Here is a 21,324-nt window from a genome sequence, read left to right as displayed (position 1 = left end):
ATAAACGCGACGCATGAAAGCAGCGGCAAAAACGCAAAAATCGAAACGCCAGGAAGAACAGACCAACTTCATCAGTTGGCGTTTTGCGTTGCTGTGCGGCTGTATTTTACTGGCGCTGGTTTTTTTACTTGGACGCGCGGCGTGGCTACAGATTATCGCCCCGGATATGCTGGTGCGTCAGGGTGATATGCGTTCGCTGCGTGTTCAGGAAGTCTCCACCTCACGCGGTATGATTACCGACCGTTCCGGGCGTCCACTGGCGGTCAGCGTACCGGTTAAGGCGATCTGGGCCGACCCGAAAGAAGTTCATGACGCCGGCGGCATCAGCGTTGGCGATCGCTGGAAAGCGCTTTCTACTGCGCTCAATATTCCGCTCGATCAGCTCTCCGCCCGTATCAACGCCAACCCGAAAGGGCGTTTTATTTATCTGGCGCGCCAGGTAAATCCTGACATGGCAGACTACATCAAAAAACTCAAACTGCCGGGGATTCATTTGCGTGAAGAGTCCCGCCGCTACTACCCGTCAGGAGAAGTAACCGCTCACCTCATCGGTTTTACCAACGTCGACAGTCAGGGGATTGAAGGCGTTGAAAAGAGCTTTGATAAGTGGCTTACCGGTCAGCCTGGCGAGCGAATCGTGCGTAAAGACCGCTATGGTCGCGTGATTGAGGATATCTCCTCCACTGACAGTCAGGCAGCGCACAACCTGGCGTTAAGCATTGATGAACGCTTACAGGCGCTGGTTTACCGCGAACTGAACAACGCGGTGGCGTTTAACAAGGCGGAATCCGGTAGCGCGGTGCTGGTCGATGTCAATACCGGTGAAGTACTGGCGATGGCGAATAGCCCTTCCTATAACCCCAACAACCTTGCCGGTACGCCGAAAGACGCGATGCGTAACCGTACCATCACCGACGTGTTTGAACCGGGTTCTACGGTTAAGCCGATGGTGGTGATGACCGCGCTTCAGCGCGGTATCGTCAACGAAAATACGGTGTTGAATACCGTTCCATACCGAATTAACGGCCACGAAATTAAAGACGTGGCGCGCTACAGCGAATTAACCCTGACCGGGGTTCTACAGAAGTCGAGTAACGTCGGTGTATCCAAACTGGCGTTAGCGATGCCGTCCTCAGCGTTAGTAGATACTTACTCACGTTTTGGGCTAGGAAAGGCGACCAATTTGGGGTTGGTCGGAGAACGCAGTGGCTTATATCCTCAAAAACAACGGTGGTCCGACATAGAGAGGGCCACCTTCTCTTTCGGCTACGGGCTAATGGTAACGCCGTTACAATTAGCGCGAGTCTATGCAACGATCGGCAGCTATGGCATTTATCGCCCGCTGTCGATTACCAAAGTTGATCCGCCTGTACCCGGCGAACGCATCTTCCCTGAATCCACCGTACGCACCGTGGTGCATATGATGGAAAGCGTGGCGCTGCCGGGCGGCGGCGGCGTGAAGGCGGCAATTAAAGGCTACCGTATCGCGATTAAAACCGGTACGGCGAAAAAAGTGGGGCCGGACGGTCGCTACATCAACAAATACATTGCTTACACCGCAGGCGTCGCGCCTGCGAGTCAGCCGCGCTTCGCGCTGGTGGTTGTCATCAACGATCCGCAGGCGGGTAAATACTACGGCGGCGCCGTTTCCGCGCCGGTATTTGGTGCCATCATGGGCGGCGTTCTGCGCACCATGAACATCGAACCGGACGCGCTGGCAACGGGCGAAAAAAATGAATTCGTAATTAATCAAGGCGAGGGAACAGGTGGCAGATCGTAATTTGCGCGACCTTCTTGCTCCGTGGGTGGCTGGACTACCCGCGCGAGAACTGCGAGAGATGACGCTCGACAGCCGTGTGGCTGCGGCGGGCGATCTCTTTGTGGCAGTGGTGGGTCATCAGGCGGACGGGCGTCGATATATCCCGCAGGCGATAGCGCAAGGCGTAGCTGCCATTATTGCAGAGGCGAAAGACGAGGCGACCGACGGTGAGATTCGCGAAATGCACGGCGTACCGGTCGTCTATCTCAGCCAGCTCAATGAGCGTTTATCTGCGCTGGCGGGCCGCTTTTACCATGAGCCATCTGAAAACATGCGTCTGGTGGCGGTGACCGGCACCAATGGCAAGACCACCACCACCCAACTACTGGCGCAGTGGAGCCAGTTGCTCGGCGAAACCAGCGCAGTGATGGGAACGGTAGGCAACGGACTGTTGGGTAAAGTGATCCCGACGGAGAACACAACCGGTTCCGCTGTGGATGTTCAGCATGTGCTGGCCAGTCTGGTTGCGCAGGGCGCGACCTTCGGCGCGATGGAAGTCTCTTCTCACGGCCTGGTGCAGCATCGCGTGGCGGCGCTGAAATTTGCCGCCTCCGTGTTTACTAATTTGAGCCGCGACCATCTCGACTATCATGGCGATATGGCGCATTACGAGGCGGCAAAATGGATGCTTTATTCCACCCACCATCACGGTCAGGCAATCGTCAACGCCGATGATGAAGTTGGACGCCGCTGGCTGGCGTCGCTACCCGATGCGGTCGCGGTATCAATGGAAGGGCATATCAACCCTAACTGTCACGGCCGTTGGCTGAAAGCGGAGGCGGTGGAGTACCACGACCGCGGAGCGACGATTCGTTTTGCTTCAAGCTGGGGTGAAGGCGAAATCGAAAGCCGCCTGATGGGCGCGTTTAACGTCAGCAACTTACTGCTGGCATTGGCGACGCTACTGGCGCTGGGCTATCCGTTAACGGATTTGCTGAAAACCGCCGCGCGTTTGCAGCCGGTTTGCGGACGTATGGAAGTGTTCACTGCGCCAGGCAAACCGACGGTGGTGGTGGATTACGCGCACACGCCGGATGCGCTGGAAAAAGCGTTGCAGGCGGCGCGTCTGCACTGCGCCGGAAAATTGTGGTGCGTCTTTGGCTGTGGCGGGGATCGTGACAAAGGTAAGCGCCCACTCATGGGGGCCATTGCCGAAGAATTCGCTGATATCGTCGTGGTGACTGACGATAACCCGCGTACCGAGGAGCCGCGCGCCATTATCAACGATATTCTGGCCGGAATGCTGGACGCCGGGCAGGTCAGGGTAATGGAAGGCCGCGCTGAGGCGGTAACCAATGCCATTATGCAGGCAAAAGACAATGACGTTGTGCTGATTGCAGGTAAAGGGCACGAGGATTACCAGATTGTCGGCACGCAGCGTCTTGATTATTCAGACCGCGTGACCGCAGCGCGTTTGCTGGGGGTGATCGCATGATTAGCGTAACGCTCAGCAAAATTGCCGATGTCCTTGGCGCCGAACACCGCGGGGCGGATCTCACGCTCGATACGGTCATTACCGACACACGGAAAGTGACGCCGGGATGCCTGTTCGTGGCGCTGAAAGGGGAACGCTTTGATGCGCATGATTTTGCTGATAAAGCAAAAGCGAACGGCGCTGGCGCCCTGCTGGTCAGTCGTCCTCTGGATATCGATCTTCCGCAGGTGATTGTAAAAGACACGCGTCAGGCATTTGGCCAACTGGCCGCCTGGGTACGTATGCAGGTACCGGCGCGGGTGGTGGCGTTAACCGGTTCGTCCGGCAAAACCTCGGTCAAAGAGATGACCGCCGCGATTCTTAGCCAGTGCGGAAATACTTTGTATACCGCAGGCAATTTTAACAACGACATCGGCGTGCCGATAACGCTGCTGCGCTTAAACCATGATTATGACTATGCGGTGATCGAGTTAGGCGCTAATCACCAGGGAGAAATCGCCTGGACCGTTAGCCTGACGCGCCCGGAAGCGGCGCTGGTCAATAACCTGGCGGCGGCGCATCTGGAAGGTTTCGGCTCGCTGGCCGGCGTGGCGAAAGCGAAAGGCGAAATCTATACCGGTTTGCCTGAGAACGGTATCGCGATTATGAATGCCGATAATAATGACTGGCTGAACTGGCAAAGCATTATTGGCGATCGTCAGGTGTGGCGCTTTTCGCCGAATGCGGCAAACAGCGACTTTACCGCTGCGAATATCCACGTGACGTCACACGGTACCGAATTTACCCTGCAAACGCCGATGGGCAGCATTGATGTGCTGCTGCCGTTGCCGGGGCGGCACAATATTGCCAACGCGCTGGCGGCCGCTGCTTTATCAATGGCGGTGGGGGCGACGCTGGCGGCGATTAAAGCAGGGCTGGCGGCGTTAAAAGCCGTACCCGGGCGTCTGTTCCCGATTCAGCTAAGTGAAAACCAACTGGTACTGGATGACGCTTATAACGCCAACGTTGGTTCGATGACCGCCGCAGTGCAGGTCCTTTCTGAAATGCCCGGATACCGCGTGCTGGTGGTAGGCGATATGGCCGAGCTGGGCGCAGAAAGCGAAGCGTGCCACATCCAGGTTGGCGAGGCCGCAAAAGCGGCGGGTATTGATCGCGTGTTAAGCACCGGAAAACTCAGTCAGGCTATCAGCCACGCCAGCGGCGTCGGCGAACATTTTGCCGATAAAGCCGCGCTCATTACGCGTTTACACGCTCTGCTTCAGGAGCAACCGATGATGACTATTTTAGTGAAAGGATCACGCAGCGCCGCGATGGAAGATGTGGTTCATGCGTTACAGGAGAAAGGTTCATGTTAGTTTGGCTGGCCGAGCATTTGGTCAAATATTATTCCGGCTTTAACGTCTTTTCTTATCTGACGTTTCGCGCCATCGTCAGCCTGTTGACCGCGCTGTTCATCTCTTTATGGATGGGCCCGCGTATGATCGCTCGTCTGCAAAAACTCTCTTTTGGCCAGGTGGTACGTAACGATGGCCCGGAATCGCACTTCAGTAAACGCGGTACGCCGACGATGGGTGGCATCATGATCCTGACGGCGATTGTGATTTCCGTTCTGTTATGGGCTTACCCGTCTAACCCGTACGTCTGGTGCGTGCTGGTGGTATTGATTGGCTACGGCATTATCGGTTTTGTCGATGATTACCGCAAAGTGGTGCGGAAAGATACCAAAGGGCTGATTGCGCGCTGGAAATATTTCTGGATGTCGGTTATCGCGCTCGGCGTGGCCTTTGCGCTTTATCTCGTCGGGAAAGACACGCCCGCGACCCAACTGGTGGTGCCGTTCTTTAAAGATGTTATGCCGCAATTGGGGCTGTTTTACATTCTGCTGTCCTACTTTGTCATCGTCGGTACGGGTAATGCCGTAAACCTGACCGACGGGCTTGATGGTTTGGCGATTATGCCGACTGTTTTCGTTGCCGCCGGCTTTGCGCTGGTGGCCTGGGCGACCGGGAACATGAACTTCGCCAATTACCTGCATATTCCGTATTTACGCCATGCGGGCGAGCTGGTGATTGTCTGTACGGCGATTGTCGGCGCGGGATTAGGATTCTTGTGGTTTAACACCTATCCGGCGCAGGTTTTTATGGGCGACGTCGGATCGCTGGCGTTGGGCGGCGCGTTGGGCATTATCGCCGTGCTGCTGCGTCAGGAGTTCCTGCTAGTGATCATGGGCGGCGTCTTTGTGGTGGAAACTCTGTCGGTCATCCTGCAGGTGGGTTCCTTTAAACTACGCGGACAGCGTATTTTCCGTATGGCGCCTATCCATCACCACTATGAACTGAAAGGCTGGCCGGAACCGCGCGTGATTGTGCGCTTCTGGATTATTTCGCTGATGCTGGTGCTGATTGGCCTGGCAACGCTGAAGGTACGTTAATCATGGCTGATTACCAGGACAAAAACGTCGTCATTATTGGTCTGGGCTTAACCGGACTCTCTTGCGTGGACTTTTTTCTCGCCCGCGGCGTGACGCCGCGGGTGATGGATACTCGCGTGACGCCGCCGGGTCTGGATAAGCTGCCGCAAGAGGTTGAGCGTCACGTTGGCGGCCTGAACGACGAGTGGCTCTTAGCGGCGGATTTAATCGTCGCCAGCCCTGGTATTGCTCTGGCGCACCCTTCGCTGAGCGCTGCCGCCAGCGCTGGAGTAGAAATTGTCGGCGATATCGAACTGTTTTGCCGCGAAGCGCAAGCGCCGATTGTAGCCATCACCGGCTCGAACGGCAAAAGCACCGTGACCACCTTAGTGGGCGAGATGGCGAAAGCGGCGGGCGTCAATGTCGGCGTTGGCGGCAATATCGGTCTTCCGGCGCTGATGCTGCTGGATGCCGATCGCGAATTGTACGTGCTGGAATTATCCAGTTTCCAACTGGAAACTACCTCAAGTTTGCAAGCGGCGGCGGCAACGGTGCTCAACGTCACTGAAGATCATATGGACCGGTATCCGTTTGGTTTGCAACAGTACCGGGCGGCGAAACTGCGCGTCTACGAGAAGGCGAAAGTGTGCGTAGTGAATGCCGATGATGCGTTGACGATGCCGGTTCGTGGGGCCGATGAGCGCTGCGTCAGCTTTGGCGTCAATATGGGTGATTATCACCTTAATCGTCAGCAGGGCGAAACCTGGCTGCGAGTCAAAGGCGAGAAGGTGCTGAACGTGAAAGAGATGAAGCTTTCCGGGCAGCATAACTATACCAATGCGTTAGCGGCGCTGGCGCTGGCGGATGCCGTAGGTCTGCCGCGCGCCAGCAGTTTGAAGGCGTTGACGACATTTACCGGTCTGGCGCATCGCTTCCAGCTGGCGTTGGAGCATAACGGCGTACGTTGGATCAACGACTCGAAAGCGACCAACGTCGGCAGTACCGAAGCGGCGCTAAACGGTTTGCATGTGGACGGTACGCTGCATCTGCTGCTGGGCGGCGACGGTAAGTCGGCAGACTTTTCTCCGCTGGCGCGCTATCTGACTGGCGACCGTATCCGCCTGTATTGCTTTGGGCGCGATGGCGCGCAGCTTGCCGCACTGCGTCCGGAAATCGCCCAACAGACTGAGACGATGGAAGAGGCGATGCGTTTGCTGGCGCCGCGCGTTCAGCCGGGTGATATGGTGCTGTTGTCGCCCGCCTGCGCCAGCCTCGATCAGTTTAAAAATTTTGAGCAACGGGGCGATGTCTTTACCCGTCTGGCGAAGGAGTTAGGTTGATGCGTTTATCTCTCCCCCGTCTGAGAATGCCGCGCGTACCAGGCTTTGGCCTCCTGGCCTGGCTGTTTGCGGCGCTTAAAGGCTGGGTGATGGCTTCGCGCGATAAAGACGCCGACAGTCTGATCATGTATGACCGCACGCTGCTATGGCTGACCTTCGGGCTGGCGGCGATTGGTTTTGTCATGGTGACGTCGGCCTCCATGCCAGTCGGGCAGCGCCTGGCGAACGATCCGTTTTTGTTTGCCAAACGTGATGCGCTCTATATCTTCCTGGCATTTTGTCTGGCGATGGTCACGCTGCGTTTGCCCATGACCTTCTGGCAAAAATACAGCACGACGATGCTGATTGCGTCGATCATTATGCTGCTTATCGTGCTGGTCGTCGGGAGCTCGGTCAACGGGGCGTCGCGCTGGATTGCGCTGGGGCCGCTGCGTATTCAGCCTGCGGAGTTTACCAAGCTGTCGCTGTTCTGCTACCTCGCGAACTATCTGGTGCGTAAGGTTGATGAGGTGCGAAATAACCTGCGCGGCTTTTTAAAACCAATGGGCGTGATTCTGGTGCTGGCGGTGTTACTGCTGGCGCAGCCTGACCTCGGGACGGTGGTCGTACTGTTTGTCACCACGCTGGCGATGCTGTTTCTCGCCGGGGCGAAATTATGGCAGTTCATCGCCATTATCGGGATGGGCATCTCGGCGGTGATTCTGTTAATCCTCGCCGAACCGTATCGTATTCGCCGCGTTACCTCGTTCTGGAACCCCTGGGAAGATCCGTTCGGCAGCGGTTATCAGCTGACGCAGTCGCTGATGGCTTTTGGTCGCGGTGAGATATGGGGGCAAGGGCTGGGGAATTCGGTGCAGAAACTGGAGTATTTGCCGGAGGCGCACACCGATTTCATCTTCGCCATTATTGGGGAAGAACTGGGTTATATCGGTGTGGTATTGGCGCTTTTAATGGTATTCTTCGTCGCTTTTCGCGCGATGTCGATTGGCCGTAAGGCATTGGAGATTGACCACCGTTTTTCCGGATTTTTAGCGTGTTCTATCGGTATCTGGTTTAGTTTCCAGGCGCTGGTAAACGTTGGCGCGGCTGCGGGGATGCTGCCGACCAAAGGTCTTACGCTGCCGCTGATCAGTTATGGCGGGTCGAGTCTGTTGATTATGTCGACGGCCATTATGTTTTTATTACGTATTGATTATGAAACGCGTCTGGAAAAAGCGCAGGCGTTTACACGAGGTTCTCGATGAGTGGTCAACCGAAGCGGTTAATGGTGATGGCGGGCGGTACCGGCGGGCACGTGTTCCCGGGACTGGCCGTTGCGCATCATTTAATGGCCCAGGGCTGGCAGGTTCGCTGGCTGGGTACCGCCGATCGTATGGAAGCGGATTTAGTGCCGAAGCATGGCATCGACATTGACTTTATTCGGATCTCCGGTCTGCGCGGTAAGGGCGTAAAAGCGCTTCTGGCGGCGCCGCTGCGGATTTTTAACGCCTGGCGGCAGGCGCGGGCGATCATGAAGCGATTTAAGCCGGATGTCGTGCTGGGAATGGGCGGTTATGTTTCCGGCCCCGGCGGTCTTGCCGCCTGGTCATTGGGTATTCCGGTCGTCTTGCATGAGCAAAACGGTATCGCCGGGCTAACCAATCAGTGGCTGGCCAAAATCGCGACCACGGTGATGCAGGCGTTTCCCGGTGCGTTCCCGAACGCGGAAGTGGTGGGTAACCCGGTGCGTACCGACGTACTGGCGTTGCCGTTGCCGCAGGAGCGTCTGGCCGGTCGTGACGGCCCGATTCGCGTGTTGGTGGTCGGCGGTTCTCAGGGGGCGCGAGTCCTGAACCAGACGATGCCGCAGGTTGCCGCCAGACTGGGCGATACGGTTACAATCTGGCATCAAAGCGGAAAAGGCGCGCAGCTCACGGTAGAGCAGGCATATGCCGGGGCGGGACAACCGCAACATAAGGTAACGGAATTTATCGATGACATGGCCGCCGCCTATGCGTGGGCGGATGTGGTGGTATGTCGTTCCGGCGCTTTAACGGTGAGCGAGATCGCCGCCGCCGGATTACCGGCGATATTCGTGCCGTTTCAGCATAAAGACAGGCAGCAGTACTGGAATGCGCTGCCGTTAGAAAACGCCGGCGCAGCTAAGATTTTTGAGCAGCCGCAGTTTACTGTAGAGGCTGTCGCCGACACCCTGGCGGGGTGGTCGCGCGAGGCGTTGTTAACCATGGCGGAGCGTGCCCGCGCGGTATCCATTCCGGATGCTACCGAACGCGTCGCCAGTGAAGTCAGCCGGGTTGCCCGGACATAATTTGTGGCGGTGCCTTTTGCATCGCAGGGTTTTTCTACCCTCAATAATTTGGGTTGCAGGCAAGCCAACGCATCTGCAATTTGAAGTATGGCGGGTATTGGAGTTAATGGCGTAAAGAATGAATACACAACAACTGGCAAAACTGCGTTCCATCGTGCCCGAAATGCGTCGCGTTCGGCACATTCACTTTGTCGGCATCGGTGGTGCTGGTATGGGCGGTATTGCCGAAGTTCTGGCCAATGAAGGGTATCAGATCAGTGGTTCCGATTTAGCGCCGAATCCGGTGACCCAGCAGTTGACGAGCCTGGGGGCGACGATTTTCTTTAACCATCGTCCGGAAAATGTGCGTGATGCCAGCGTGGTCGTCGTTTCCAGCGCAATTTCCGCGGATAACCCGGAAATTGTCGCGGCGCATGAAGCACGTATTCCGGTTATTCGCCGTGCGGAAATGCTGGCGGAACTGATGCGTTTTCGCCACGGCATCGCGATTGCCGGGACGCACGGAAAAACTACAACGACCGCGATGGTGTCCAGTATTTATGCCGAAGCGGGGCTGGACCCGACTTTCGTGAATGGCGGACTGGTGAAAGCCGCAGGCGTTCATGCGCGTCTGGGCCATAGTCGTTATCTGATTGCCGAGGCCGATGAGAGCGACGCGTCCTTCCTGCATTTGCAGCCGATGGTCGCGATCGTCACCAACATCGAAGCCGACCATATGGATACCTATCATGGCGACTTTGAAAATTTAAAGCAGACGTTTATTAACTTCCTGCATAACCTGCCGTTCTACGGTCGCGCGGTAATGTGCGTCGACGATCCGGTCATCCGCGAGCTGCTGCCGCGGGTGGGGCGTCAGACCACGACGTATGGCTTTAGCGAGGATGCTGACGTCCGCGTAGAAGATTATCAGCAGATAGGGCCGCAGGGGCACTTTACGCTGTTGCGCCAGGGAATGCCGGATCTGCATGTCACGTTGAATGCGCCGGGTCGCCACAATGCCCTGAATGCCGCCGCGGCAGTGGCGGTAGCGACCGAAGAAGGCATCGACGATGACGCTATCCTGCGCGCGCTGGAAAGCTTCCAGGGGACCGGGCGTCGTTTTGACTTCCTCGGCGAGTTCCCGCTTGAGCCGGTGAATGGTAAAGCCGGGACGGCGATGCTGGTGGATGACTATGGCCATCATCCGACTGAAGTAGACGCCACCATTAAAGCTGCGCGAGCAGGGTGGCCGGATAAAAACCTGGTGATGCTGTTTCAGCCGCACCGTTACACGCGCACGCGCGATCTGTATGACGATTTCGCCAATGTGCTGACCCAGGTCGATGCGCTGCTGATGCTGGACGTTTACCCGGCGGGCGAAGCGCCGATTCCGGGCGCGGATAGCCGTTCTTTATGTCGTACGATTCGTAATCGGGGAAAAATTGACCCGATTCTGGTTTCCGATCCGGCTCAGGTTGCGACAATGTTAGCGCCGGTGCTGACGGGTAACGACTTGATATTAGTGCAAGGCGCAGGAAATGTTGGCAAAATTGCGCGTTACTTATCTGAAATCAAGCTGAAGCCGCAAATCCAGGAGGAAGAGCAACATGGCTGATAAAATCGCGGTCCTGTTGGGCGGAACCTCTGCGGAGCGGGACGTTTCGTTAAATTCCGGCGCGGCAGTGTTGGCCGGGTTACGTGAAGGCGGCATTGATGCGCATCCCGTCGATCCGCAAGAGGTCGATGTCGCGCAGCTTAAAGCAATGGGCTTTCAGAAGGCCTTTATTGCGTTGCATGGCCGCGGCGGTGAAGATGGCACCTTACAGGGAATGCTTGAACTGCTCGGCCTGCCTTATACCGGCAGCGGTGTGATGGCCTCGGCGCTTTCCATGGATAAACTGCGCAGTAAATTGCTGTGGCAGGGCGCAGGCTTACCGGTTGCGCCGTGGGTCGCATTGACGCGCGCTGAGTTTGAAAAAGGCCTTAGCGAAGAACAAAAAGCGCGAATTTCGGCGCTGGGTTTACCGCTAATTGTCAAACCCAGCCGTGAAGGCTCCAGCGTCGGTATGACGAAAGTAGTAGAAGAAAATGCTTTACAGGGTGCGTTATCATTGGCTTTTCAGCATGATGACGAAATACTGATTGAGAAATGGCTGTGCGGTCCGGAATTTACGGTGGCGATAGTTGGCGAAGAAATTTTACCGTCAATTCGTATCCAACCGGCAGGAACCTTCTATGATTATGAGGCGAAGTATCTCTCTGATGAGACTCAGTATTTCTGCCCTGCCGGTTTAGAAGCGTCCCAGGAAGCCGCGCTACAGTCTCTCGTCCTGCAGGCATGGAAAGCTTTAGGCTGCACGGGATGGGGGCGTATTGACGTCATGCTGGACAGCGATGGTCAGTTTTATCTGCTGGAAGCCAATACTTCTCCGGGGATGACCAGCCATAGTCTGGTGCCGATGGCGGCGCGTCAGGCGGGAATGAGCTTCTCGCAGTTAGTGGTACGAATTCTGGAGTTGGCGGACTGATATGTCGCAGGCTGCGCTGAACACGCGAAACAGTGATGAAGAGACGCCTTCTTCACGCCGCAATAATGGAACGCGTCTTGCAGGTATTTTATTTCTGCTGACGGTACTGTGCACCGTGTTTGTTAGCGGGTGGGTCGTGTTAGGGTGGATGGAAGATGCGCAGCGTTTACCGTTATCAAAGCTGGTATTAACCGGCGAGCGTCACTACACGCGTAACGATGATATCCGTCAGGCGATACTGGCTCTGGGCGCGCCGGGAACCTTCATGACGCAGGATGTGAACATTATCCAGAGCCAGATTGAGCGTTTGCCGTGGATTAAACAGGCCAGCGTCAGAAAACAGTGGCCTGATGAATTGAAGATTCATCTGGTTGAATATGTGCCGATTGCGCGTTGGAATGATCAACATATGGTCGATGCTGAAGGGAACACCTTCAGCGTGCCGTCAGACCGCATCGGCAAACAGGTTTTACCCATGTTGTATGGCCCGGAAGGCAGCGCGAGTGAAGTGTTGCAGGGATACCGCGAGATGGGGCAGGTGCTGGCTAAGGATAAATTCACTCTGAAGGAAGCGGCGATGACCGCACGTCGCTCCTGGCAATTGACGCTTAATAACGGCATTAAGCTCAATCTCGGCAGGGGCGATACGATGAAAAGGTTGGCTCGCTTTGTAGAACTCTATCCGGTTTTACAGCAGCAGGCGCAAACCGATGGCAAACGGATTAGCTACGTTGATTTGCGTTATGACTCAGGTGCGGCAGTTGGCTGGGCGCCGCTCCCCCCTGAGGAATCTAATCAGCAACAGAATCAGGCACAGGCAGAACAACAATGATCAAGGCGACGGACAGAAAACTGGTAGTAGGACTGGAGATTGGCACCGCGAAGGTTGCCGCTTTAGTAGGGGAAGTTCTGCCCGACGGTATGGTCAATATCATTGGCGTGGGCAGTTGCCCATCGCGGGGTATGGATAAAGGCGGGGTGAATGACCTTGAGTCAGTGGTGAAATGCGTTCAGCGCGCCATTGACCAGGCGGAATTGATGGCCGATTGCCAGATCTCCTCGGTATATCTGGCGCTTTCCGGCAAACATATTAGCTGTCAGAATGAAATTGGTATGGTGCCCATTTCCGAAGAGGAAGTGACGCAGGAAGATGTGGAAAACGTCGTGCATACTGCGAAGTCAGTGCGCGTGCGCGATGAACATCGCGTGCTGCATGTGATTCCTCAGGAGTACGCCATTGACTACCAGGAAGGCATTAAAAATCCGGTCGGTCTTTCCGGCGTGCGTATGCAGGCGAAAGTACATTTGATTACCTGCCACAACGATATGGCAAAAAACATTGTCAAAGCTGTTGAACGTTGTGGTCTGAAAGTTGACCAACTGATATTTGCCGGACTGGCGGCCAGTTATTCCGTGTTAACGGAAGATGAACGTGAACTGGGCGTCTGTGTCGTGGATATCGGCGGTGGTACAATGGATATCGCCGTTTATACTGGCGGCGCGCTGCGTCATACCAAAGTGATCCCTTACGCGGGGAACGTGGTGACCAGCGATATCGCTTATGCCTTTGGTACGCCGCCGAGCGATGCTGAGGCCATTAAAGTCCGCCACGGTTGCGCGCTGGGTTCCATCGTCGGTAAAGACGAGAGCGTTGAAGTACCGAGCGTAGGCGGGCGTCCGCCGCGCAGCCTGCAACGTCAGACGCTGGCGGAAGTGATTGAGCCGCGTTACACCGAGCTGCTCAATCTGGTCAACGAAGAGATATTGCAATTACAGGAACAGCTTCGCCAACAAGGGGTAAAACATCACCTGGCGGCGGGGATTGTGTTAACCGGCGGCGCGGCGCAAATCGAAGGGCTTGCTGCTTGCGCTCAGCGCGTGTTTCATACGCAGGTGCGTATCGGCGCGCCGCTGAATATCACCGGTCTGACGGATTATGCCCAGGAGCCGTATTACTCAACGGCGGTGGGCTTGCTTCACTACGGGAAAGAGTCCCACTTAAACGGTGAAGCAGAAGTGGAAAAACGTGTTACGGCATCAGTTGGCTCGTGGATCAAGCGACTTAATAGCTGGCTGCGAAAAGAGTTTTAATTTTTATGAGGCCGCCAGATATTACGGCCTCAGGCGACAGGCACATGACGGAGAGAGATTATGTTTGAACCTATGGAACTAACCAACGACGCGGTGATTAAAGTCATCGGCGTCGGTGGTGGCGGCGGTAACGCTGTTGAACACATGGTGCGCGAGCGCATCGAAGGTGTTGAATTCTTCGCGGTGAATACCGACGCTCAGGCGTTGCGTAAAACGGCGGTTGGCCAGACCATTCAAATTGGTAGCGGCATTACCAAAGGTCTGGGCGCTGGCGCTAACCCGGAAGTCGGTCGTAACGCGGCGGACGAAGACCGTGAAGCGCTGCGTGCGGCGCTTGAAGGCGCAGACATGGTATTTATCGCGGCAGGCATGGGCGGCGGTACCGGAACCGGCGCGGCGCCAGTGGTTGCTGAAGTGGCAAAAGATTTAGGTATTCTGACCGTTGCCGTGGTGACTAAGCCTTTCAATTTTGAAGGCAAAAAGCGCATGGCATTTGCGGAGCAGGGTATCACCGAGCTGTCCAAGCATGTGGACTCGTTGATCACCATCCCGAACGACAAGCTGCTGAAAGTGCTGGGCCGTGGTATCTCCCTGCTCGACGCGTTCGGCGCGGCTAACGACGTGCTGAAAGGCGCGGTTCAGGGCATCGCAGAGCTGATCACCCGCCCGGGCCTGATGAACGTCGACTTTGCTGACGTGCGTACCGTGATGTCTGAAATGGGCTACGCAATGATGGGTTCCGGCGTGGCGAGCGGTGAAGACCGTGCGGAAGAAGCGGCTGAAATGGCTATTTCTTCTCCGCTGCTGGAAGATATCGACCTGTCCGGCGCGCGCGGCGTGTTGGTCAACATTACGGCGGGCTTCGACCTGCGTCTGGACGAGTTTGAAACCGTCGGTAACACCATCCGTGCCTTTGCATCGGATAACGCCACCGTGGTTATCGGTACCTCTCTGGACCCGGATATGAACGACGAGCTGCGCGTGACCGTTGTTGCCACTGGAATTGGTATGGACAAGCGTCCTGAAATCACTCTGGTCACCAATAAACAGGTGCAGCAGCCGGTGTTGGATCGTTATCAGCAGCACGGTATGGCGCCGCTGACGCAGGAGCAAAAAACGGTCGCGAAAGTGGTTAACGACAATACACCACAGGCGGCGAAAGAGCCGGATTATCTGGATATCCCCGCATTCCTGCGTAAGCAAGCTGATTAAGAATTAGCTGGAATTTGGGATTCTGGGCTCTTTGTGCTAAACTGGCCCGCCGAATGTATAGTACACTTCGGTTGGATAGGTAATTTGGCGAGATTATACGATGATCAAACAAAGGACACTTAAACGTATCGTTCAGGCGACTGGCGTCGGTTTACACACCGGCAAAAAAGTCACCCTGACATTACGCCCTGCGCCGGCCAATACCGGGGTCATCTATCGTCGCACCGACTTGAATCCACCGGTAGATTTCCCGGCCGATGCCAAATCTGTGCGTGATACCATGCTCTGTACGTGTCTGGTGAATGAGCATGATGTACGGATTTCAACCGTTGAGCACCTGAACGCTGCTCTGGCGGGCTTAGGTATCGATAACATCGTTATTGAGGTTAATGCCCCGGAAATCCCGATCATGGATGGCAGTGCCGCTCCGTTTGTCTACCTGCTGCTTGACGCCGGTATTGATGAACTGAACTGCGCCAAAAAATTCGTACGCATCAAAGAGACTGTTCGGGTTGAAGATGGCGATAAATGGGCTGAATTCAGACCGTACAATGGTTTTACGTTGGATTTCACCATCGACTTTAACCATCCGGCGATCGATTCCAGCAGCCAGCGCTACGCGATGAACTTCTCTGCGGATGCGTTCATGCGCCAGATCAGCCGTGCGCGTACCTTCGGTTTTATGCGTGATATCGAATATCTGCAGTCCCGCGGCCTGTGCCTGGGCGGCAGCTTCGATTGTGCCATCGTTGTTGACGATTATCGCGTATTGAACGAAGACGGCCTGCGTTTTGAAGATGAATTCGTTCGTCACAAAATGCTCGACGCGATCGGTGACTTGTTCATGTGTGGTCACAATATTATTGGTGCGTTTACCGCGTATAAATCCGGTCACGCATTGAATAACAAATTGTTACAGGCAGTCCTGGCAAAACAGGAAGCCTGGGAATTTGTGACCTTCCAGGACGACGCAGAACTGCCGTTGGCTTTCAAAGCGCCTTCGACGGTACTGGCATAACGACATACGCTGTCGTATAAAATTCGACTGGTTAACCTGGCACTCTCTCCGGCCAGGCGAGCCAGTCGTTTTTTTTACTATCCTTTATCTGCGCTTTCCTTAATACAGCCATTTTGACAGGGTTAAATGGAAACACGGCGCGTTCGCTGTTTTCTTAGCCGATTTTCACCTTAGCTTCTCGTCATTACTGCTGTAGCGCGTACGCTTTAATGATAAGATTTGTGCGCAAATTGTTTTGATTCCGTAAGCCCATGAGGGGCATATCAGGTGGCAATGACGTGAGTGGAATACTGACGCGCTGGCGACAGTTAGGCAGACGATACTTCTGGCCGCATCTCTTATTAGGGATGGTCGCGGCGAGTTTTGGTTTGCCCGCGCTCAGTAACGCCGCTGAAACCAATACGCCTGCAAGGACGACCGCCAGCACCGCGTCTAAAGTTAACTTTAGCCATCTTGCGCTGTTAGAAGCCTCTAACCGTCGTCCCAATTTCACCGTAGATTACTGGCATCAGCACGCTATTCGCACGGTGATTCGCCACCTTTCTTTTGCAATGGCGCCGCAAACGCTGCCCGTTGCCGACGCGCCGTCGCCATTACAGGCGCATCATATCGCCTTACTGAATACGCTCAGCGCGATGCTCACGCAGGAGGGCACGCCGCCGGCGATTGTTCGCCGCCTCTCCCTGGCGTATTTTGCGCCACAAACCGCATTTAGCATCCCGGCCTGGATAAGTCAGGCGCAGGGTATCCGCGCCGGTCCGCAACGTCTCAGCTAACGAAAAAAGACCCTTTTACTTTATTTGTAGCTCCGCGGCGCGGGGCATTTGAGACTTTATTATGCTAATCAAATTATTAACCAAAGTATTCGGTAGCCGTAACGATCGTACGCTGCGTCGTATGCGTAAGGCCGTCAGCCTTATTAATGCGATGGAACCGGAGATGGAAAAACTCTCCGATGACGAACTGAAAGCGAAAACCAACGAATTTCGCGCCCGTATTGAAAAAGGCGAAAGCGTAGAGAGCCTGATTCCGGAAGCGTTCGCGGTGGTGCGTGAAGCCAGTAAACGCGTCTTTGGGATGCGTCACTTCGACGTTCAGCTATTGGGTGGTATGGTGCTCAACGATCGCTGTATCGCCGAAATGCGTACTGGTGAAGGTAAAACGCTGACCGCAACGCTGCCAGCCTACCTGAACGCGCTGTCCGGCAAAGGCGTTCATGTGGTAACCGTGAACGACTATCTGGCGCAGCGTGACGCCGAAAACAACCGTCCGCTATTCGAATTCCTCGGTATGTCCGTTGGTATCAACCTGCCAGGTATGCCTGCGCCAGCCAAACGTGAAGCTTACGCTGCCGACATCACTTACGGCACTAACAACGAATACGGTTTTGACTACCTGCGCGATAACATGGCGTTCAGCCCGGAAGAGCGCGTGCAGCGTAAACTGCATTATGCGCTGGTGGATGAGGTCGACTCCATCCTGATCGATGAAGCGCGTACGCCGCTGATTATTTCCGGCCCGGCGGAAGATAGCTCGGAAATGTACAAAAAAGTGAACAAAATCATTCCGCACCTGATTCGTCAGGAGAAAGAAGATTCTGACACTTTCCAGGGCGAAGGGCACTTCTCCGTTGATGAGAAAGCGCGCCAGGTTAACCTGACCGAACGCGGTCTGGTGCTGATCGAAGAGCTATTGGTGCAAGAAGGCATTATGGATGAAGGCGAGTCGCTCTACTCGCCTGGCAATATTATGCTGATGCATCACGTCACCGCCGCGCTGCGCGCGCACGCGCTGTTTACCCGTGACGTGGATTACATTGTGAAAGACGGCGAAGTCATCATTGTTGATGAACATACCGGTCGTACCATGCAGGGGCGTCGCTGGTCTGACGGTCTGCACCAGGCGGTAGAAGCGAAAGAAGGCGTTGAAATTCAGAATGAAAACCAGACGCTGGCGTCTATTACCTTCCAGAACTACTTCCGTCTGTATGAAAAGCTGGCCGGTATGACCGGTACGGCGGATACTGAAGCCTTCGAATTTAGTTCTATCTATAAGTTGGACACCGTCGTTGTTCCGACCAACCGTCCGATGATCCGTAAAGATTTGCCGGATCTGGTCTACATGACCGAAGCGGAAAAAATCCAGGCCATTATCGAAGATATTAAAGAACGTACCGCGAACGGTCAGCCAGTGCTGGTCGGGACGATTTCTATCGAGAAATCTGAAGTGGTCTCCAGAGAGCTGACCAAAGCGGGCATCAAACATAACGTACTGAACGCAAAATTCCACGCCAACGAAGCAGGCATCGTTGCGCAGGCTGGTTATCCAGCGGCGGTCACTATCGCTACTAACATGGCGGGTCGTGGTACCGATATTATGCTGGGCGGTAGCTGGCAGGCGGAAGTCGCCGCGCTGGAAGCGCCGACGGAAGAACAGATTGCGCAGATTAAAGCGGACTGGCAGGTACGCCATGACGCGGTTCTGGCTGCCGGTGGTCTGCATATCATTGGCACCGAGCGCCATGAATCCCGCCGTATCGACAACCAGCTGCGTGGCCGTTCCGGTCGCCAGGGCGATCCGGGTTCTTCCCGTTTCTATCTGTCGATGGAAGATGCGCTGATGCGTATTTTCGCCTCCGATCGTGTCTCCGGTATGATGCGTAAACTGGGGATGAAGCCGGGCGAAGCGATTGAGCACCCGTGGGTGACGAAAGCTATCGCTAACGCGCAGCGTAAAGTAGAAAGCCGTAACTTCGATATCCGTAAGCAACTGCTGGAATATGATGATGTGGCGAACGATCAGCGCCGTGCAATTTATACCCAGCGTAACGAACTGCTGGATGTGTCTGACGTGAGCGACACCATTAACAGCATTCGCGAAGATGTCTTTAAGGCGACTATCGACGCCTACATTCCGCCGCAGTCGCTGGAAGAGATGTGGGACATCCCGGGTTTGCAGGAACGCCTGAAAAACGACTTCGACCTGGAGATGCCGATTGCCGAATGGCTGGATAAAGAGCCGGAGCTGCATGAGGAGACGCTGCGTGAGCGCATCCTGGCGCAGTCCATCGAGGTGTATCAGCGTAAAGAAGAGGTGGTTGGCGCTGAAATGATGCGTCATTTCGAAAAAGGCGTGATGCTGCAAACGCTCGATTCCCTGTGGAAAGAGCACCTGGCGGCGATGGATTACCTGCGTCAGGGTATTCATCTGCGCGGCTATGCGCAAAAGGATCCAAAGCAGGAATACAAGCGCGAATCCTTCGCTATGTTCGCCGCGATGCTGGAATCGCTGAAATATGAAGTGATCAGTACCCTGAGCAAAGTCCAGGTACGTATGCCGGAAGAGGTCGAAGCGATGGAAATGCAGCGTCGCGAAGAGGCGGAGCGCCTGGCGCAGATGCAGCAGCTAAGCCATCAGGATGACGATGCCGCCGTGGCTGCCGATCTGGCCGCCCAAACAGGCGAACGTAAGATTGGACGTAACGATCCTTGCCCTTGTGGTTCCGGTAAGAAATACAAACAGTGTCACGGTCGCCTGAGCTAATGCGATAAACTTACCGGCCTGATAAGACATAATGTGTTGCCATCAGGTCGGTGCTGGCATTATTGCCGAAGGGCGCTACGCTTATTCGGCCTGGCATTGAACACAGATAAAAAGGCGCAGGCGACTGCGCCTTTTTTATGGATGCACCAAGATGAAAAAACTGCAAATCGCGGTTGGGATTATCCGCAACCCGAACGACGAAATTTTTATTACCCGACGCGCCGCTGATGCGCATATGGCGAACAAGCTGGAATTTCCCGGCGGAAAAATTGAAGCCGACGAAACACCAGAGCAGGCGTTGATCCGGGAGCTACAGGAAGAGGTGGGGATTACGCCAACACAGGTGACATTATTCGACACTCTGGAATATCAATTCCCGGATAGACACATTACGCTGTGGTTTTGGCTGGTTGAACGCTGGGAGGGCGAACCGTGGGGGAAAGAAGGACAGCCGGGACGGTGGATCGCGCAGAACGCGTTGAATACGGAAGATTTTCCGCCAGCCAATGAACCGATTATTCGTAAATTACGCCAATTTGCGTCTTAGTGGGGGATCGCAACACGATCCCCATCGATCTTATTAGCGATTTAATGTCGACATAATTTCCGGCCAGTAGCGGGGGCCGGCGGCGGCGTCGTGAGGAAAAACCGCCTCAATTGCCGCCAGCTCCTGCGGGCTGAGGGGCAGTGATAACGCGCCGAGGTTTTCATCCACCCTGGCGCAGTGGCGGGTGCCGGGAATGGGAACGATGTGCCTGTTGCGGGCCAGCAGCCAGGCCAGCGCTAATTGTGCGGGGGTACACTCTTTTTCGCGTGCCATTTGTTTTATTGCTTCAGCCAGACGTAAATTGCGCGAGAAGTTCTCACCCATGAACCTGGGATTTGTGCGACGGAAGTCATTCGCAGCAAAATCTTCTGGCGTTTTAATCGTACCGGTCAGAAATCCGCGTCCCAGCGGGCTGTAAGCGACGAATCCTATACCCAACCGTTCACAGGTGGAAAGTGCTGAAATTTCCGCTTCGCGGGACCAAAGCGAATACTCACTTTGCAGCGCGGTAATAGGGTGAACGTGATGGGCGCGTTCCAGCGTTTGCGTTGATGCTTCGGATAGCCCGAGATAACGCACTTTTCCCTCGCGCACCAGGTCCGCCATTGCACCGACAGTCTCTTCTATGGGGACTGATGGATCAACGCGATGTTGGTAGTACAGATCGATATGATCGACCCCCAGGCGTTGCAGACTTTGCTCACAACTACGGCGAACGTACTCCGGTCTGCCATTGACGCCACGCGCCATAGGGTTAGCAGGGTCGAGAACGATACCAAATTTCGTCGCTAAAAATACCCGATCGCGACGATCGGCGATGGCTCTTCCGACTAACCTTTCATTGGTATAAGGGCCATACATATCTGCGGTATCGAGCAGTGTTACCCCCTGATCTAACGCATAATGTAGCGTCTTAATTGAGGTGCTGTCGTCATGAGCGCCGTAAAATGCGCTCATGCCCATACATCCCAGTCCGATGGCTGACACTCGCGGTCCGTTTGCGCCTAATGTACGATATTGCATACTGCCTCCATGAGGATATTTTGTGCATGGCAGGCAGTCTATACCTGGCGTATAAGATGAAAAATAGGGGG

The 21,324-nt window shown here is 55.2% G+C and carries 17 protein-coding genes; 16 read left to right on the top strand and 1 reads right to left on the bottom strand.

Annotation, left to right across the window (positions count from 1 at the left end):
• Nucleotides 1–13 precede the first annotated feature (13 nt).
• From ftsI to mutT, 16 genes are all read left to right on the top strand, one after another.
• The gene (ftsI, locus tag ABVM99_RS18500; RefSeq protein WP_000642235.1) at nucleotides 14–1,780 is read left to right on the top strand and encodes a peptidoglycan glycosyltransferase FtsI; all 1,767 of its coding nucleotides are present in this window, start codon (nucleotides 14–16) and stop codon (nucleotides 1,778–1,780) included.
• Nucleotides 1,767–3,254, top strand: coding sequence for a UDP-N-acetylmuramoyl-L-alanyl-D-glutamate--2,6-diaminopimelate ligase (gene murE, locus ABVM99_RS18495; protein WP_000775084.1), 1,488 nt, complete (start codon nucleotides 1,767–1,769; stop codon nucleotides 3,252–3,254). Before ftsI ends, murE begins: the two co-directional genes overlap by 14 nt.
• Nucleotides 3,251–4,609, top strand: a complete 1,359-nt coding sequence (gene murF, locus ABVM99_RS18490) for a UDP-N-acetylmuramoyl-tripeptide--D-alanyl-D-alanine ligase (protein ID WP_023195785.1) — start codon at nucleotides 3,251–3,253, stop codon at nucleotides 4,607–4,609. The genes murE and murF overlap by 4 nt, the downstream gene beginning before the upstream one ends.
• Nucleotides 4,603–5,685: a phospho-N-acetylmuramoyl-pentapeptide-transferase gene (mraY, locus tag ABVM99_RS18485; RefSeq protein WP_000964138.1), complete on the top strand. Its 1,083-nt coding sequence runs from the start codon at nucleotides 4,603–4,605 to the stop codon at nucleotides 5,683–5,685. The genes murF and mraY overlap by 7 nt, the downstream gene beginning before the upstream one ends.
• Nucleotides 5,686–5,687: 2 nt before the next feature.
• Entirely contained in the window at nucleotides 5,688–7,004 is a 1,317-nt protein-coding gene (murD, locus tag ABVM99_RS18480; protein WP_000796443.1) for a UDP-N-acetylmuramoyl-L-alanine--D-glutamate ligase, read from the top strand.
• On the top strand, nucleotides 7,004–8,248 hold the full coding sequence (gene ftsW / locus ABVM99_RS18475) for a cell division protein FtsW (protein ID WP_001239803.1): 1,245 nt from the start codon (nucleotides 7,004–7,006) through the stop codon (nucleotides 8,246–8,248). The genes murD and ftsW overlap by 1 nt, the downstream gene beginning before the upstream one ends.
• Nucleotides 8,245–9,312: an undecaprenyldiphospho-muramoylpentapeptide beta-N-acetylglucosaminyltransferase gene (gene murG / locus ABVM99_RS18470; RefSeq protein ID WP_023241679.1), complete on the top strand. Its 1,068-nt coding sequence runs from the start codon at nucleotides 8,245–8,247 to the stop codon at nucleotides 9,310–9,312. Before ftsW ends, murG begins: the two co-directional genes overlap by 4 nt.
• Nucleotides 9,313–9,430: 118 nt before the next feature.
• Entirely contained in the window at nucleotides 9,431–10,906 is a 1,476-nt protein-coding gene (gene murC / locus ABVM99_RS18465) for a UDP-N-acetylmuramate--L-alanine ligase (protein WP_001096072.1), read from the top strand.
• Nucleotides 10,899–11,819 (top strand): D-alanine--D-alanine ligase, encoded by a 921-nt coding sequence (locus ABVM99_RS18460; protein WP_000763892.1) that lies wholly within the window; start codon nucleotides 10,899–10,901, stop codon nucleotides 11,817–11,819. The genes murC and ABVM99_RS18460 overlap by 8 nt, the downstream gene beginning before the upstream one ends.
• A 1-nt stretch (nucleotide 11,820) precedes the next feature.
• Nucleotides 11,821–12,651, top strand: coding sequence for a cell division protein FtsQ (gene ftsQ, locus ABVM99_RS18455; RefSeq protein ID WP_000075728.1), 831 nt, complete (start codon nucleotides 11,821–11,823; stop codon nucleotides 12,649–12,651).
• Nucleotides 12,648–13,910, top strand: a complete 1,263-nt coding sequence (ftsA, locus tag ABVM99_RS18450) for a cell division protein FtsA (protein ID WP_000588463.1) — start codon at nucleotides 12,648–12,650, stop codon at nucleotides 13,908–13,910. The genes ftsQ and ftsA overlap by 4 nt, the downstream gene beginning before the upstream one ends.
• Before the next feature lie 60 nt (nucleotides 13,911–13,970).
• Nucleotides 13,971–15,122, top strand: coding sequence for a cell division protein FtsZ (ftsZ, locus tag ABVM99_RS18445; protein WP_000462785.1), 1,152 nt, complete (start codon nucleotides 13,971–13,973; stop codon nucleotides 15,120–15,122).
• Between the two features lie 100 nt (nucleotides 15,123–15,222).
• Nucleotides 15,223–16,140: a UDP-3-O-acyl-N-acetylglucosamine deacetylase gene (lpxC, locus tag ABVM99_RS18440; protein WP_000595487.1), complete on the top strand. Its 918-nt coding sequence runs from the start codon at nucleotides 15,223–15,225 to the stop codon at nucleotides 16,138–16,140.
• Nucleotides 16,141–16,418: 278 nt separating this feature from the next.
• Nucleotides 16,419–16,916, top strand: coding sequence for a secA translation cis-regulator SecM (secM, locus tag ABVM99_RS18435; protein WP_000014336.1), 498 nt, complete (start codon nucleotides 16,419–16,421; stop codon nucleotides 16,914–16,916).
• 61 nt (nucleotides 16,917–16,977) lie between these two features.
• Nucleotides 16,978–19,683 carry a preprotein translocase subunit SecA gene (gene secA / locus ABVM99_RS18430; protein ID WP_000905756.1) on the top strand — a complete coding sequence of 902 codons (2,706 nt, stop codon included), beginning with the start codon at nucleotides 16,978–16,980 and terminating at the stop codon, nucleotides 19,681–19,683.
• A 151-nt stretch (nucleotides 19,684–19,834) separates the two neighbouring features.
• Complete coding sequence (gene mutT, locus ABVM99_RS18425; protein WP_000736059.1) at nucleotides 19,835–20,230, top strand: 8-oxo-dGTP diphosphatase MutT; 396 nt, start codon at nucleotides 19,835–19,837, stop codon at nucleotides 20,228–20,230.
• A gap of 33 nt (nucleotides 20,231–20,263) precedes the next feature.
• Here the strand turns inward: mutT and ABVM99_RS18420 are convergent, their stop codons facing one another.
• Complete coding sequence (locus tag ABVM99_RS18420) at nucleotides 20,264–21,253, bottom strand: aldo/keto reductase (protein WP_023195281.1); 990 nt, start codon at nucleotides 21,251–21,253, stop codon at nucleotides 20,264–20,266.
• Between the last annotated feature and the right edge of the window lie 71 nt (nucleotides 21,254–21,324).

Origin of the sequence: Salmonella sp. SJTUF15591 (assembly GCF_043356435.1) — a bacterium.
GTDB classification, from domain to species: domain Bacteria; phylum Pseudomonadota; class Gammaproteobacteria; order Enterobacterales; family Enterobacteriaceae; genus Salmonella; species Salmonella enterica.
Note: the sequence above shows the minus strand (reverse complement) of the source record. Positions and strands in the feature narration are given on the sequence as shown.

Bases quoted from the DNA above. Each gene is read 5' to 3' on its own strand.
- mraY (WP_000964138.1), top strand. From the start codon at position 4,603: ATGTTAGTTTGGCTGGCCGAGCATTTGGTCAAATATTATTCCGGCTTT.
- ftsZ (WP_000462785.1), top strand. From the start codon at position 13,971: ATGTTTGAACCTATGGAACTAACCAACGACGCGGTGATTAAAGTCATC.
- mutT (WP_000736059.1), top strand. From the start codon at position 19,835: ATGAAAAAACTGCAAATCGCGGTTGGGATTATCCGCAACCCGAACGAC.
- murC (WP_001096072.1), top strand. From the start codon at position 9,431: ATGAATACACAACAACTGGCAAAACTGCGTTCCATCGTGCCCGAAATG.
- ftsA (WP_000588463.1), top strand. From the start codon at position 12,648: ATGATCAAGGCGACGGACAGAAAACTGGTAGTAGGACTGGAGATTGGC.
- murF (WP_023195785.1), top strand. From the start codon at position 3,251: ATGATTAGCGTAACGCTCAGCAAAATTGCCGATGTCCTTGGCGCCGAA.
- ftsI (WP_000642235.1), top strand. From the start codon at position 14: ATGAAAGCAGCGGCAAAAACGCAAAAATCGAAACGCCAGGAAGAACAG.
- ABVM99_RS18460 (WP_000763892.1), top strand. From the start codon at position 10,899: ATGGCTGATAAAATCGCGGTCCTGTTGGGCGGAACCTCTGCGGAGCGG.
- secA (WP_000905756.1), top strand. From the start codon at position 16,978: ATGCTAATCAAATTATTAACCAAAGTATTCGGTAGCCGTAACGATCGT.
- ftsW (WP_001239803.1), top strand. From the start codon at position 7,004: ATGCGTTTATCTCTCCCCCGTCTGAGAATGCCGCGCGTACCAGGCTTT.
- lpxC (WP_000595487.1), top strand. From the start codon at position 15,223: ATGATCAAACAAAGGACACTTAAACGTATCGTTCAGGCGACTGGCGTC.
- ftsQ (WP_000075728.1), top strand. From the start codon at position 11,821: ATGTCGCAGGCTGCGCTGAACACGCGAAACAGTGATGAAGAGACGCCT.
- murD (WP_000796443.1), top strand. From the start codon at position 5,688: ATGGCTGATTACCAGGACAAAAACGTCGTCATTATTGGTCTGGGCTTA.
- ABVM99_RS18420 (WP_023195281.1), bottom strand. From the start codon at position 21,253: ATGCAATATCGTACATTAGGCGCAAACGGACCGCGAGTGTCAGCCATC.
- murG (WP_023241679.1), top strand. From the start codon at position 8,245: ATGAGTGGTCAACCGAAGCGGTTAATGGTGATGGCGGGCGGTACCGGC.